The sequence below is a fragment of the Allobosea sp. genome, assembly GCF_048595345.1.
In the GTDB taxonomy this organism is placed as follows: Bacteria; Pseudomonadota; Alphaproteobacteria; order Rhizobiales; family Beijerinckiaceae; genus Allobosea.
In genome coordinates this window covers 1-13299 of record NZ_JBMDWH010000187.1, presented here as the reverse complement: position 1 = coordinate 13299, position 13299 = coordinate 1, and the positions used below count along the sequence as shown (strand labels likewise).

The 13299-nt window shown below is 68.8% G+C and carries 13 protein-coding genes; 3 read left to right on the top strand and 10 right to left on the bottom strand.

Translation table 11 applies throughout. The features are described 5' to 3' along the window. The 6 genes from ACOJTB_RS16715 to ACOJTB_RS16690 form a co-directional block, all read right to left on the bottom strand. A partial coding sequence (locus ACOJTB_RS16715; RefSeq protein WP_465248410.1) for an ATP synthase subunit c family protein occupies nt 1–114 on the bottom strand: 114 nt, incomplete at its 3' end. A gap of 62 nt (nt 115–176) precedes the next feature. Further along, nucleotides 177–938: a F0F1 ATP synthase subunit A gene (locus tag ACOJTB_RS16710; RefSeq protein WP_420103656.1), complete on the bottom strand. Its 762-nt coding sequence runs from the start codon at nt 936–938 to the stop codon at nt 177–179. A 42-nt stretch (nt 939–980) separates the two neighbouring features. Next, entirely contained in the window at nt 981–1331 is a 351-nt protein-coding gene (locus ACOJTB_RS16705) for an AtpZ/AtpI family protein (RefSeq protein ID WP_420103655.1), read from the bottom strand. A gap of 384 nt (nt 1332–1715) precedes the next feature. Continuing rightward, nucleotides 1716–5168, bottom strand: a complete 3453-nt coding sequence (gene smc, locus ACOJTB_RS16700) for a chromosome segregation protein SMC (protein WP_420103654.1) — start codon at nt 5166–5168, stop codon at nt 1716–1718. Nucleotides 5169–5283: 115 nt separating this feature from the next. Beyond that, nucleotides 5284–5916: a DsbA family protein gene (locus ACOJTB_RS16695; RefSeq protein WP_420103653.1), complete on the bottom strand. Its 633-nt coding sequence runs from the start codon at nt 5914–5916 to the stop codon at nt 5284–5286. Between the two features lie 95 nt (nt 5917–6011). Next, complete coding sequence (locus ACOJTB_RS16690; RefSeq protein ID WP_420103652.1) at nt 6012–6506, bottom strand: DUF721 domain-containing protein; 495 nt, start codon at nt 6504–6506, stop codon at nt 6012–6014. Nucleotides 6507–6584: 78 nt separating this feature from the next. Here ACOJTB_RS16690 and ACOJTB_RS16685 point away from each other — a divergent pair, with 78 nt between their 5' ends. Both ACOJTB_RS16685 and mutY read left to right on the top strand, forming a co-directional pair. Beyond that, nucleotides 6585–7172 (top strand): hypothetical protein, encoded by a 588-nt coding sequence (locus tag ACOJTB_RS16685; RefSeq protein ID WP_420103651.1) that lies wholly within the window; start codon nt 6585–6587, stop codon nt 7170–7172. Between the two features lie 66 nt (nt 7173–7238). Beyond that, nucleotides 7239–8303: an A/G-specific adenine glycosylase gene (mutY, locus tag ACOJTB_RS16680; protein ID WP_420103650.1), complete on the top strand. Its 1065-nt coding sequence runs from the start codon at nt 7239–7241 to the stop codon at nt 8301–8303. On the opposite strand, the gene ACOJTB_RS16675 is transcribed toward mutY, so the two are convergent. The 3 genes from ACOJTB_RS16675 to ACOJTB_RS16665 form a co-directional block, all read right to left on the bottom strand. Continuing rightward, nucleotides 8278–9480 carry a site-specific DNA-methyltransferase gene (locus ACOJTB_RS16675; RefSeq protein WP_420103649.1) on the bottom strand — a complete coding sequence of 401 codons (1203 nt, stop codon included), beginning with the start codon at nt 9478–9480 and terminating at the stop codon, nt 8278–8280. The two genes, mutY and ACOJTB_RS16675, sit on opposite strands and share 26 nt — an antisense overlap. Before the next feature lie 344 nt (nt 9481–9824). Continuing rightward, nucleotides 9825–10439: a ribonuclease HII gene (locus ACOJTB_RS16670; RefSeq protein ID WP_420103648.1), complete on the bottom strand. Its 615-nt coding sequence runs from the start codon at nt 10437–10439 to the stop codon at nt 9825–9827. A 177-nt stretch (nt 10440–10616) separates the two neighbouring features. Beyond that, nucleotides 10617–11810: a PA0069 family radical SAM protein gene (locus ACOJTB_RS16665; RefSeq protein WP_420103647.1), complete on the bottom strand. Its 1194-nt coding sequence runs from the start codon at nt 11808–11810 to the stop codon at nt 10617–10619. A 121-nt stretch (nt 11811–11931) separates the two neighbouring features. On the opposite strand from ACOJTB_RS16665, the gene ACOJTB_RS16660 reads away from it, so the two are divergent. Further along, entirely contained in the window at nt 11932–12417 is a 486-nt protein-coding gene (locus ACOJTB_RS16660; RefSeq protein ID WP_420103646.1) for a glycosyltransferase family 2 protein, read from the top strand. Nucleotides 12418–12456: 39 nt separating this feature from the next. On the opposite strand, the gene ACOJTB_RS16655 is transcribed toward ACOJTB_RS16660, so the two are convergent. Continuing rightward, nucleotides 12457–13299 (bottom strand): tripartite tricarboxylate transporter permease (locus ACOJTB_RS16655; protein ID WP_420103645.1); only part of this gene is annotated, 843 nt, incomplete at its 5' end.

Genomic DNA, 13299 nt, shown 5'->3' with positions numbered 1-13299 from the left:
GCGCAGGGCGCCGGAGAGGAAGTTGCCGAAGATGGTGCCGACGCCGATGGCGGCGAGGCCCATGCCGAGCGAGGCGAGGCCGGCGCCGATGAACTTGGCTGCAACAGGATCCATGGTCTTATCTCCAGTGTGGAACGGTTTGAAGGGTGGGATGAACTCTCGCGAGCGCTGCGGCCTCAGTGGCCGGGATGCAGTGCGTCGTTGAGATACACGCAGGTCAGGATCGCGAAGACATAGGCCTGCAGGAAGGCGACGAGGAACTCGAGCGCGGTGAGCGCGACCGCCAGCAGCAGCGGCAGGGGCGCCAGAACGGTGGCGGCGCCGCCCGCGGCGATGAGCGCCACCACGAAGCCGCCGAACACCTTCAGGGCGATATGGCCGGCCAGCATGTTGCCGAACAGACGAAGCGACAGCGAGACCGGGCGGGAGAGGAAGGAAACGACCTCGATCAGCATCACGAAGGGCAGCAGCCAGCCGGGCACGCCCGAGGGCACGAACAGGCCGAAGAAATGGGTGCCGTGCTTGGTGATGCCATAGATCAGCACCACGGCCATCACCAGAATGGCGAAGGCGGCGGTGACGATGATCTGGCTGGTGACGGTAAAGGAGCCCGGCAGCATGCCGAGCATGTTGCTGGCCAGCACGAACATGAACAGCGAGAACACGAAGGGGAAGAACTTCATCCCTTCCCGGCCCATCACGCCGGTCAGCGTCTGCGCCACGAACTCGTAGATCATCTCGGCGAGCGACTGCAGCCGGCCGGGAACGACCGCACGCTGGCTCGAGCCGTAGATCATGATCGCGGAAACCACGGCCAGGACGATCACCATCCACAACGAGGTGTTGGTGAAGGACAGGTCGATGCCGAACGGCTTCAAGGCCACGATCGGGTGGATCTGGAATTGGTGGATCGGATCGATTCCGCCGCCGGCCGCCATCGTTTCGTCCCTTGCCGCGCGGCTGGAGCAGCCGCAATTCGCTCAATGGTCCTTCGGCACCTTGTCCGACCCGGAGGTCGGCCGCGAGCCGAGCCGATAGACGGACCGGAAGCCGGCGATGGTTCCGATCACCAGGAAGGCAATCAGCAGGAACGGAGACGTTCCAAGCCACCGGTCGCCGAAATACCCGATTAGGGCACCCGCGATGACACCGCCTGCCAGATCCGTCGCGGCGCGAAAACCGGAGGACATCGCACCCGCGAGCGCCTTGTCCTCTCCGACCGGGCCCGCGCCCGGCTTTTCGTTCGCCTCGGCCTGCCGCAAAGCCGACCTCAGCGAACCCAGTCTTGCGCGCAACTCCGAGTCTGAGGCGTTGGGATCGGGTTCGGACATGGCTTTGTCTCCGTTTTCATCGTGGAAGCGCCACGATCCGGCGAAAAACCAGTGTAACCTCGTCCAAACCCGCGCATCGAGCCGTCGTCAGCACGGCCTCCTTTATTGGGAGGCCCCCGCGCTGTCAAGGCAGGGGGATTAGGCGTAACATATTGAGAAATCTCGAAATTCGGGAGAAGTGCGTCATTCTTGCCGCAATGCGGTGCCGAATGTGGCATTTTTTCAGCCCGCGGAACGCGCTCGCGGGGCGGTATGGCGCGGCTTGGGGAACGCTGTCGCGCCTCGAGCATCGGACCGAAGAGTGGACTCCGCTTTTCGGAAGAATGCGATGCGCCACCAATATCTTAGAGTATCGTCATGGCGTCCGTCAGGACGCGCGATGCTCTAGACCGCCTCGCGGATCTGCTCGGCCGTGGCCAGATCGACCGAGACCATCTGGCTGACGCCGCGCTCGGCCATGGTGACGCCGAAGAGCCGGTCCATCCGCGCCATGGTGATCGGATTGTGGGTGATCACGATGAAGCGGGTGCTGGTCTTCTGCGCCATGTCGGCGAGCAGGTCGCAATAGCGCTCGACATTGGCGTCGTCGAGCGGGGCGTCCACCTCGTCGAGCACGCAGATCGGCGAGGGATTGGTGAGGAAGACGGCGAAGATCAGCGCCGTCGCGGTCAGGGCCTGTTCGCCGCCGGACAGAAGCGTCATCACCTGCGGCCGCTTGCCGGGCGGGCGGGCGAGGATCTCGAGCCCGGCTTCCAGCGGATCCTCCGAATCGACCAGTTTCAGCTGCGCCTCGCCGCCGCCGAACAACACGCCGAAGAGCCGCTGGAAATGGCCGTCGACGATCGCGAAGGCGGCCGTGAGCCGTTCGCGCCCTTCCCGGTTGAGCGCGCCGATCGCCTGGCGCAAGCGCCGGATCGCCTCGGTAAGGTCGTCTCTCTCGGTGGCGAGCCCCTCGCGCCGGCCGCGAATCCCGGCCAGTTCCTCCTCCGCCCGCAGATTGACCGCGCCGAGGCGCTCGCGCTCGCCCTTCAGCTGCGCGAGCCTGCGTTCGAGTTCCTCGGGCTCGGGCAGGGCGTCTCCCGCCTTGACCTCCGCGATGCCGCGCAGCCCGTGGGCGTCGCTGCCGAGCATGTCCTCGATCTGGCGCAACACGTCGAGATTGCGCTGGCGGGCGGCCTCGCGACGCGCCTCGGCTGCGGCGCGCTGCTCTCGCGCGGCCGCAAGGCCTTCCAGCGCCGCCTGCGCCTGCCGGTCGCCCTCGGCCTGCGCCGTCTCGCCCGCCGCCAGTCGTTCGTCCGCTTCCTTGCGCGCCGCTTCGCCGGCCTCGATTTCGGCGAGGAGGCGGCGCTTCTCGCTGAGGAAATGGTCCGGCGCCTCCCGCAGCGCCTGTCTTTCGGCCGCAGCCTCGCCGATGCGCCCCTTGGCCTGCATCACAGTCTGCGCGCTCGCCTCGCGGCGCCGGGTCCAGGCGGCGAGATCGGCCGCGATCGCCTGCCTGCGCTGCCGGCGCAGCTGCGCTTCGCGCGCCAGGGTCTGCTGGCGGGCGCGGGCGTCGGAGGCTGCGGCGCGGCGCTCGGCGAGTTCGGCCCGGCTTTCGAGCAGCGCTGCCTCCAGAGCCGTCGCCACCGGCAGTGCCGAGATGGCCGCGTCGTGCTCGCGCCGCTGGGCGGAGGCCTCGGCCTTGGCCTGCGCGGCGCGCGCGATGGCGTCGCCGAGCCCCGAAAGCCGTGCCGCGGTCGCCGCGGCGGCGCGCTCGGCCTGCGTCAGCGCCTCGCGCTGCTGATCGAGCCGGCGGCGGGCCTGCCGCGCGGATTCGACCGCCGCAGCCTCGCTCTGGGCGGCGACCCGCGTGCGAGCGACGCTGGATTCAAGCGCGGCGCGGGCTTCCTCCGCCCGATCGCGCGCGCTTCGCGCTTCTGCGTTCAGCGCATCGAGACGGTTGCGCTCGGCTAGCCGGCGCGCGGCGGGGGCGGGTGCATCGGCCGCGCTGGTAAAGCCGTCCCAGCGCCACAGATCGCCTTCGCGCGAGACCAGTGATTGGCCCGGCCGCAGCAGGGGGGCGAGCGCCTGCCCGGCATCGCGTGCCACGAGTCCGGTCTGGGCGAGGCGCCGGCGCAGCGCCGCGGGCGCCTCCACATGGGCGGAGAGGGGTTCGGCACCGGCCGGCAAGGGCGGATCGCCCGCCGCATCGGTTTCGCGCCAATGCGTGGGTGCGCCGGAATCCGAGGAGGCGTCGAGATCGTCGCCCAGCGCGGCGCCGAGCGCGGTTTCGAAGCCTGCTGCGACCCGTAGCGCATCGACGATCGCCGGCCAGCCTCCGTCGGCCGCGGGCGCCAGCAGCTTGGCCAGCGTCGCGACCTCGGTTTCCAGCTTTTGCGCCTTGCGATCGGCCTCGGCCAGCGGAGGCCGCAGCCGTGATTCCTGCTCGCGGGCGGCGGCGAGATCGGCGCGAGCGGTGCCGGCCCGCGAATCCGCTTCGCCCATCCCGGCCTGGGCTTCGGCGAGAGCCGCCCGCAGCGCATCGAGTTCCGTGCTCGCCAGCGTCGCGTCGAGCCGGCTGCGGTCCTGCTGCAGGCGCTCCTGCTCGCCAGCGGCGCGCGTCTCGCGCTCCACCGCCTCGCGCAGGGCGCGTTCGAGCGCGCCGCGCCGTGCCGTCAGCTCGGCCAGCGCCCCTTGCGCGGTCGCATGGCGCGCTTCTGCCGCGGCCAGCGCCGCCTCGGCTTCGCCTGCAGCGGCGGCGGCCTGCTCCGCGCCCGAGCCCGAGCCCTCCATGTCCCGCGCCAGCGTCTCGTCTTCCGCCTTGAGCCGGGCGAGGCTCTCCTCGGCGTCGCGGCCGGCATTCTCCTGCCGGGCGAGATCGGCTTCCAGCTCGGAGAGGCGCCGATCCAGCTCCTCGCCGCGGTGCCGGGCCCGCCGATCCTCGGCCTCGAGATCGTCGAGCCCGCGCTTCAGCCGCAGAGTTGCGGCCGCGGCGCTCGCCTGCGCCTCCCGCAGCGGCGCCAGCGCATGGGCGGCGACGGCTTGCGCCCGCGCGGCTTCGGCCTGCAACGCGGTCCGCTCGGCGACCAGACGCATGGCATCGTCGAGCGCCTGCTGGGCCTGCGCCTCCTGCGTGCGCGCCTCCTCGATCGCGATCAGCGCCAGAACCGCCTCGGCCCGCCGGATCTCCGAAGCGAGGCTGCGATAGCGCCCGGCCTGCCGCGCCTGCCGCTGCAGCGCCTCGACTTGCCCGTCGATCTGGCCGAGCACATCCTCCAGCCGGGTCAGGTTCTCTTCGGCGCCGCGCAGCCTCAGTTCGGCCTCGTGGCGCCGGCTGTGCAGCCCGGCGATTCCCGCCGCGTCTTCCAGGATGCGGCGGCGCGACTGCGGCTTGGCGGAGATGATCTCGCTGATCTGCCCCTGCCGCACCAGCGCGGGCGAGCGGGCGCCCGTCGCGGCATCGGCGAAGAGCAGCTGGACGTCCTTGGCCCGGACCTCTTTGCCGTTAACGCGATAGGTCGAGCCATCTTCCCGCTCGATCCGGCGGGTGACTTCCAGAACATCGGTTTCGTTGAAGGCGGCGGGGGCCTTTCGGTCGCCATTGTCGAGGGTCAGCGCGACTTCGGCCATGTTGCGGGCCGGGCGCTCGCCGGAGCCGCCGAAGATGACGTCGTCCATCCCGGCGCCGCGCATGTTTTTGAACGAGCTTTCGCCCATCACCCAGCGCAGGGCTTCGACGAGGTTGGACTTGCCGCAGCCATTGGGCCCGACGACGCCGGTCAGCCCCGGCTCGATCGGAAATTCGGTCGGCTCGACGAAGGTCTTGAACCCGGCGAGCTTGAGGCGCGTCAGCTGCATGAAGGCTGCCTTCCTTCTCCCCCTCGCAGTCGGCTGTTGCCGCCTTTGACGCTATGAGCTGCCCATATCGAGCAAGCCCGAAATGCCGGGGAGAGGGGAAGGACGCGCCGCCCCCTCACTTCGCCAGCAGCGGCTCCAGGATCTTGTCGAACTCCGCGATCGAAATGGCACCGGAAACCTTCTGGCCGTTGACGAAGAAGGTCGGCGTCGAGTCGACGCCGGCCTTGGCGCCGCCATCCTTCACCTTGACGATGGCGTCGTAGATGTCCTGCCGCTTCAGGCAGGCCTCGAAGGATTCCTGGCTGTAGCCGGCCTGCTTGACCAAGCCCGACAGCGCGTCGACCGGCTTGTCGACGAAGGCCCAGTTCTTCTGCTGGGCGAAGAGCAGGTCCGTCATCGGGTAGTATTTCTCGTTGCCGTTGCAGCGCGCCAGCATAAAGCCGGCGGTGGCGAGCGGGTCGAGCGGGAATTCGCGCAGCGTGAAGCGGATCTTGCCCGTGTCGATATATTTCTTCTTGAGTTCGGGCCAGGTCGTCTCGTGGAAATGCGCGCAATGCGAGCAGGTCATCGAGGCATATTCGACCACGCTGACCTTGGCGTCGGCCGGGCCGAGCCAGACATCGCCGAGCGGGCCGGCATCGGGCAGCTTCGTCTGCGCCTGGGCGGTGCCGGTGGCGGCGAAACCCGCACCCAGCAGCACGGCGGCGATCCCGGCAGTGCCGGTAAGGAGCTGGCGCCTGTTGGTCATCGTAGAGGGTTCCTCGAAAAGCAGCTTGGTTGCAGCGGGAGCTATAGAGGCCGCTCGATTGTGGCAAGAGCGCATCGGCCCTTGCGGCGCTTCGCTCACGAAGCCGTGTCGGACCCAGGCTGGGCCCGCAGCGCCACCGCCTTGCCGAGCCGCGCCAGCGCCTCGCGCAGCCCCTCGTCCTCGACGCACGCGACCTGCCGCTCCACCGCCGCCGCGGCGGCCGGGGCGAGTACAGGCGCCGACGGCTTGGGCTGAGGCGGGGCGACGGGCCCCTGCTTGAGCACGAGCTTGCCGACCGCCCGCCAGCCCAGATGCGTATTGACCCGCTCGACCACCAGCGGCCCCAGCTGTTGCATCTCCAGTGCGAAGGCCCCCTCGACGCGCACCACCAGCGTCGCTGGGTCGGAGGTCTCGCCGGGCGCCGGCCGGCGCTTGGGCCAGTCGATCTTGAGCGGGCGCGTGCGCAGGGCCAGTCTTTCGCCGACGATCTCGGGCCAGAGGGTCACGATCGAGCGCCCCGCGAAGCCCTGCGCGGCGAGCGCGGGGGCGATGCAATCCTCGATCAGTTCGGCGAGCGGCTTGGCGACCATCGCGGCATTGTCGGCGCTTCCGGCTCATCATACAAGACGAAGGCAAGCCGGGCGAGGGCTGGCTGGGGGGACTTCGTCATGCGTCGAATGCTGGCCGCACTCGCGGTGATCGGGCTCGCCTGCGCGCCTGCCAACGCCATGGACATTGGCCAGAAGGGCTCGGCTGCGCTGCTGAGCGGGCCGATCAAGGACGGCGACGAGTTCAAGCTGCGGGATTTCCTGGCGAGGCCCGAGGCCGCGGCGATCCGCGTGATCTATCTCGACAGCCCCGGCGGGCGCATCTACCCGGCCCGCGAAATGGCGCGCCAGATCCGGGAGAAGGGGCTGGCCACCGTCGTCGATGCCAGCCGCGCCCGCTGCGAGAGCGCCTGCACGGGCCTCTTCGTCGCCGGCACGCGCCGGCTCTATATCAACGCCGGCGCGATCGGCGATGGCGACGCGAAGACGAAGCGCGGCCTCGGCTTCCACGAAGGCAATGTGCTGCACAACACCGGGCGCCATGGCTATTCCGGCGCCGCCACCTCTGCGATGGTCAATATCTATTACGAGATGGGCGTGCCCGGCGCCGCCTCGCTGATCACCAAGGCGGAATACAACACCATGCACCACGTCTCGGCCCAGACGGCCTTGTCGCTGGGGATCGCGACGGCGCTGTCAGGCCCCTGATTCCCGGCGCGCCATCGTCACGAAAAGCGCGCTTGCCCGGCCGGCGGGACGCGCTACATCGACGTCATGACCGCCCCCGACGCCGCCGATCTTCTCGCCTGGTATGACCGCCATCGCAGGGCGCTGCCATGGCGCGCCACAGCCGGCGCGAAGGCCGATCCCTACCGCGTCTGGGCCTCCGAGATCATGCTGCAGCAGACGACGGTCGCGGCGGTGAAGCCCTATTATGAGCGCTTCATGGCTCGATTCGCGACCGTGCAGGCCCTGGCCGCGGCTCCGAGCGAGGAGGTGATGCAGGCCTGGGCGGGCCTCGGTTATTATTCCCGTGCCCGCAACCTGCATGCCTGCGCCAAGGCCGTGGTCGAGCAGCATGGCGGGCTCTTTCCCGACACCGAGGAGGCCTTGCGCGCCTTGCCCGGCATCGGCGCCTATACGGCCGGGGCCGTGGCGGCCATCGCCTTCGACCGGCCGGCGGCGGCGGTGGATGGCAATGTCGAGCGGGTGATGACCCGTCGCTTCGCGATCGAGGCGGAATTGCCGGGCGCTCGCCCGCTGGTGCGCGACAAGGTGCTGGCGATGCTGCCGCCGGGCCGGCCCGGCGATTTCGCCCAAGCCCTGATGGATCTGGGCGCCACCATCTGCACGCCGCGCAACCCCGCCTGCGGGCTCTGCCCCTGGCGCGAGCCCTGTGTCGCCCGCGCCGAGGGCACGCAGGAGAGCTTTCCGCGCAAGGCGAAGAAGAAGGCCGGAGCGATGCGCTATGGCGCCGCCTTCGTGCTGACTCGTGCGGACGGTGCGGTTCTGCTGCGCACCCGCCCGGCCAAGGGCCTGCTCGGCGGCATGGCCGAGGTGCCGACCAGCGAATGGCGCGCCGATTACGAGCTGGACGGCGCGGCGCAGGACGCGCCGGTGCCGCTGCGCTGGACGCAAGAAGCCGAGCCCGTGCGCCACGTCTTCACGCATTTCCCGCTGGAGCTGACCGTCTTCACCGGCGCGGTGCCGCCGGGGACTCAAGCGCCTGCCGGCATGCGATTTACGCCGCTGGGGAGACTGGGCGAGGAGCCTCTCTCCGGCGTCATGGTCAAGGTGCTGGCGGCGGCGGGGCTCAGGCCGCCGCCATCTGTGCCCTGATCTCGCCGCGCAGCATGTCGAGCAGCATCGGCTTTCCATCGCGCTCGACATGCCAGAAGGTCCAGCCATTGCAGCTCGGCAGGCCCTGAACCAGCGCACCGACCTTGTGGATCGAGCCGATGGCGGGACCGACCGAAAGCGTGCCATCGGCACGGATCACAGCGGAATGGCGCCGCCTGTCGTCGAAAACGGTTTCGCCGGCCTTCACCAGCCCGGCCTCGACCAGAGCGAGGAAGGGCACGCGCGGCTCGCTGCGCTTGGAGGGCGCGGTCGCGAAAGCCTCGGGCGGGAGGGGTGTCACCCCGGCGATGCGCTCGCGCGCCGCCTTGGCATAGACCGGATCGCGCTCCAGCCCGATGAAGCGGCGGCCCAGCGCCTTGGCGACGGCGCCCGTCGTGCCCGTGCCGAAGAAGGGATCGAGCACCACGTCGCCGGGATTCGAGGCCGAGAGCAGCACCCGGGCGAGCAGGGCTTCCGGCTTCTGCGTCGGGTGGACCTTAGCACCCTTATCGTCCTTCAGGCGCTCGTCACCGGTGCAGAGCGGCAGATACCAGTCCGACCGCATCTGAAGGTCGTCATTGCCGCCCTTGAGCGCCTCGTAATGGAAGGTGTATTTCGAGGCTTCGCCGCGCGCCGCCCAGATCAGCGTCTCATGCGCGTTGGTGAAGCGCCGGCCACGGAAGTTCGGCATCGGATTGGCCTTGCGCCAGACGATGTCGTTCAGCATCCAAAAGCCGAGATCCTGCAGGATCGTGCCGACGCGGAAGATGTTGTGGTAGCTGCCGATGACCCACAGCGCCCCGTCCGGCTTCAGCACGCGCCGCGCGGCGCCGAGCCAGGCCCTGGTGAAGGCGTCGTATTCGGCGAAGGAGGCGAATTTGTCCCAGTCGTCGTCCACGGCGTCGACGAGGCTGTCGTCAGGCCGGCGCAGATCGCCGCCGAGCTGGAGATTGTAAGGCGGGTCGGCGAAGACCAGGTCGACACTGGCCGGAGGCAGGGCCTCCATCGCGGCGACGCAATCGCCGAGCAGGACCTGGTCGAGCGGCAGCTCGACATCTGTCCCGAGAGGGTGGTGAAGACCCTTGGTCTTCATCCGGGCCCCCAGCGCAGGCCGTCCGGTACGCGAAACCTGAATCCGGACGGGAGCGCTGGCGGTCCCGGTACGCGAGATACCCATGACGCCAAGACCGTTACGCAACTTCAACGAGGGCGATATTGGTCAGGCAGGGTAAAAGCCCGGTTTCCGGTTTGAAAAAAATGCGTCCCATTCTGGGGCTGCAGCTTTTGCCTAGCCCTTTGCCCAAAAAGGACAATTTCCTAAGCGCGGGTTAATGGGCCGAGGCAGCCGGGCTGAGGGCAGCGCGTCGTCCCCCTCTTGCAGCCGTCTCCTCAGCCCTCATCCTGAGGAGCGCTCCGCAGGAGCGCGTCTCGCAGGATGCTCCAGATGGTTGAGGAGCCTCGACAACCATCCCTCGAGACGCCACTGCGCGGCTCCTCAGGATGAGGGCTCAGCACGAAAAACTATTGCCGCGACCACACGCCCTTCACCGGCGCGAAGGAATAGCGGTGCTCGGGGCAGGGGCCGTGCTCGGCGATGGCGCGCCGATGCTGGGGCGTCGCGTAGCCGACATGGGCGGAGAAGCCATAGGCCGGAAAGCGCCGGCACAGCCGCGCCATCATCCGGTCGCGCGTCACTTTCGCCACGATCGAGGCGGCGGCGATGGAGGCCACCTGCCCGTCGCCCTGAATGATCGCCTCGCAGCCGCAGCTCAGGAGCGGCGGATCGTTCCCATCGACCAGCACATGCAAGGGTGCGAGCGGCAGGGCCGAGACGGCGCGGCGCATCGCCAGCAGCGTCGCCTGACGGATGTTGATGCGGTCGATCTCGGTCGCGCTCGCGCTGGCGACGCTGACGGCGAGAGCCTTGTCCATGATCTCGCCGAAGAGTTCCTCGCGAATCGCAGCCGGCAGCTTCTTCGAATCGTCGAGCCCGGCCGGCACGCGCTCCGGATCGAGAATCACCGCCGCGGTCACCACCGGCCCCGCCAGCGGCCCGCGCCCGACCTCGTCGATCCCCGCGAGAGGCCACAGGCCTCGCGTGATGGCGAGCGTCTCGCGGGTGAAGTCAGCGGGCATGGCGGGCTTATGCAACGGATCGCGAGGTGGGGCCAGAGGCGAGCATGTCCTCCTCCGTTTAACGCACACCGCTGTCATTGTCGGGCCTGTCCCGACCATCCACGTCTTCGCTGGTCGAGAGCCGTGTTCGAGACGTGGATGCTCGCCACAAGGGCGAGCATGACGGTATCGTCCCCCTTAAAACAAACTCAGCTGCGCCTTTTCCTTCTCCGGCTTGACGAACAGGTCCGTCCGCAGCCGCTTGCGCGCCGTGTTGAAGCCGATCCGCTCGGCCGCCAGCTCGAAGCGTCGGCCGATCATCCAGGCATAGGGACCGGAGCCGACCATGCGCTGGCCCCATTGCGAATCATAGTCCTTGCCGCCGCGGGTCGAGCGCACCAGAGACATCACATGGCGCAGCTTGTCGGGATGGTGGGTCAGCAGCCATTCCTGCACGATGTCGCGCACCTCCAGCGGCAGCCTGAGCAGGACATAGCCCGCCTCCTGCGCGCCCGCCGCCTTGGCCGCGTCCAGGATGCGCTCGATCTCGTGCTCGTTGATCGCCGGCACGATCGGCGCGACCAGCACCGTCACCGGAATGCCGGCTTCCGACAGCTTGCGGATCGTCTCCAGCCGCTTGGCGGGCGATGCGGCCCGCGGCTCCATGCCGCGTGCCACCTTGGGGTCCAGCGTCGTCACCGAGATCGCGACCTTGGCGAGGCCCTTCGCCGCCATCGGGGCGAGCAGGTCGATGTCCCGCTGCACCAGCGCCGATTTCGTCACGATGCCGACGGGGTGGTTGAAGCGTGCCAGAACCTCCAGCACCTCTCGCATGATCCGGAACTTCTTCTCGATGGGCTGATAGGCGTCGGTATTGGTGCCGATCGCGATGGTGCGCGGCTGATAGCCGGCGGCGGAAAGCTCCTTTTCCAGCAGCGCGGCGGCGTCCGGCTTGGCGGTCAGCTTGCTCTCGAAGTCCAGCCCCGGCGAGAGGCCGAGATAGGCGTGGCTCGGCCGCGCGAAGCAGTAGACGCAGCCATGCTCGCAGCCGCGATAGGGGTTGATCGACCGGTCGAAGGAAATATCCGGCGAGTCGTTCTTGGTGATGATCGTGCGCGCCTTTTCATAGGCGATCTCGGTCTTGAAGGGCGCGAGCTCGCCCAGCGAGCCCCAGCCATCATCCTCGGCGAGGCGCTGCTCGGTCTCGAAGCGCCCGCCGGGATTGATCGTCGCGCCGCGCCCGCGCCGCCGCTCGGGATCGATGCGATGGCCGGCATGGGCGAGGGGATCGGCCGGCGCGACCCGCAGCGCCGCCGACACCGTCTCGCCGTCCTGCCGTCGCAGAGGCTGGGCAGCTGCCTTGGGCCGTGAGGTCGGTCTGGCCTGAATCATCGCTCTTGTTCCATGCGACAGCCGAGTCGCCGCTTTTTCGTGCTGCTCAATGTGAACATAGTAGGAACATTTGGCAAGTGACAGGATTGCGACATGGTGCGCTGCGGCATAGAGGTTGACGATGCTCACAGCCGTCATCCGTGCGCCGGGTCAGCCACAAGCGCTCGCCGCGACCTTCGCGGTGCTGATCCCGGCCGTGGCGGACGGGTTCTTCGGCCATGCCGTCGTGGTCGATCCTGTCGGGAGCCCGCAGATCGAGCGCCTCGCCGATGCGACCGGGGCGAGTTATCTGCGCGCCGCCAGCGGCGAGGGGTGGAATCTGGGCGCCCAGCAGGCGCGCGGCGACAATCTGCTGTTGCTCGATGCCGGCGATGTTCCGCAACCCAACTGGGTGCAGGTCCTCGAGCGGCATTTGCTGCTGCACCCGCTCACTCCCGCGATCCTGCCCGCCACGGGCGTGGCGGCGGCACTGCGGGAGCGGGCGGGGATTTCCTTCGGCGGACGGCGCTTGCGCGCCGGCTTGCTGGCGCCCAAGGCGATGGTGCTGGCCGGCCGGCTCGGCCGTGCGCCGGTGCTGCTGCCCGTGCGCCGCGAGCGCGCCGTGTAGCTCACCGCGCAGCCGGAAGGAGGCGGGCCGGCTGCCGCCTCAGTGTGAGGCGGGCCGCACGTCGATCGCGTCCGCCAGCGTCGCCTTCTTGCCCTTGATCGCCGCATAGGCCTGCCAGGCCAGGAACAGCCCGAGGATCGTCAGCAGCGTCGCGCTGATCGGGTGCTCGAAGAAGGTCATGAAGCTGCCGCGGCTCAGCAGCATCGAGCGGCGGAAATACTCCTCCAGCATCGGTCCCAGGATGAAGCCCAGCATCAGCGGCGCCGGATCGAAGGAAAGCCGCATCATGATGTAGCCGATCAGGCCGAAAGCGGCGGTGGTGTAGATGTCGTGCAGGCTGTTGTTGATGCTGAAGGTGCCGATGCAGCAGAAGAACAGGATCGACGGGAACAGCACGTTGTACGGGATCTTGAACACCGAGAGCCAGAAGCGCACCAGCGGCACGTTGAGCAGCAGCAGGAAGCAGTTGCCCATCCACATCGAGGCGACGAGGCCCCAGAACAGGTCCGGATGCTTGGCGATCATGTTCGGCCCGGGCTGGATGCCCTTGATGATGAAGGCCGCCATCATCAGCGCCATCACCGCGTTCTCCGGGATACCGATGCTCATCAGCGGGATGAAGCTGGTGCGCGCCGCCGCCTCGTCCGCCGCCGCCTGGCCGGCGACGCCCTCGATCGCGCCCTGGCCGATCTCGTCCTTGTACTTGCTGACCTTCTTGTCGAGGCCGTAGGCCGCGAACTGGGCGATCACCGGCCCGCCGCCGGGCAGGATGCCGAGCAGCGAGCCGACGGCCGAGCCGCGCAAGGCGCTCGGAATGATGCGCTTGAATTCGGGCCAGGTGGGCATGAGCTTGATTGCGCCGTTGAAGGGCGTGCGCTCCTC

Excerpts from the sequence above, each read along its gene's own strand:
- ACOJTB_RS16710 (WP_420103656.1), bottom strand. The coding sequence starts at position 938 with ATGGCGGCCGGCGGCGGAATCGATCCGATCCACCAATTCCAGATCCAC.
- ACOJTB_RS16705 (WP_420103655.1), bottom strand. The coding sequence starts at position 1,331 with ATGTCCGAACCCGATCCCAACGCCTCAGACTCGGAGTTGCGCGCAAGA.
- smc (WP_420103654.1), bottom strand. The coding sequence starts at position 5,168 with ATGCAGCTGACGCGCCTCAAGCTCGCCGGGTTCAAGACCTTCGTCGAG.
- ACOJTB_RS16695 (WP_420103653.1), bottom strand. The coding sequence starts at position 5,916 with ATGACCAACAGGCGCCAGCTCCTTACCGGCACTGCCGGGATCGCCGCC.
- ACOJTB_RS16690 (WP_420103652.1), bottom strand. The coding sequence starts at position 6,506 with ATGGTCGCCAAGCCGCTCGCCGAACTGATCGAGGATTGCATCGCCCCC.
- ACOJTB_RS16685 (WP_420103651.1), top strand. The coding sequence starts at position 6,585 with ATGCGTCGAATGCTGGCCGCACTCGCGGTGATCGGGCTCGCCTGCGCG.
- mutY (WP_420103650.1), top strand. The coding sequence starts at position 7,239 with ATGACCGCCCCCGACGCCGCCGATCTTCTCGCCTGGTATGACCGCCAT.
- ACOJTB_RS16675 (WP_420103649.1), bottom strand. The coding sequence starts at position 9,480 with ATGGGTATCTCGCGTACCGGGACCGCCAGCGCTCCCGTCCGGATTCAG.
- ACOJTB_RS16670 (WP_420103648.1), bottom strand. The coding sequence starts at position 10,439 with ATGCCCGCTGACTTCACCCGCGAGACGCTCGCCATCACGCGAGGCCTG.
- ACOJTB_RS16665 (WP_420103647.1), bottom strand. The coding sequence starts at position 11,810 with ATGATTCAGGCCAGACCGACCTCACGGCCCAAGGCAGCTGCCCAGCCT.
- ACOJTB_RS16660 (WP_420103646.1), top strand. The coding sequence starts at position 11,932 with ATGCTCACAGCCGTCATCCGTGCGCCGGGTCAGCCACAAGCGCTCGCC.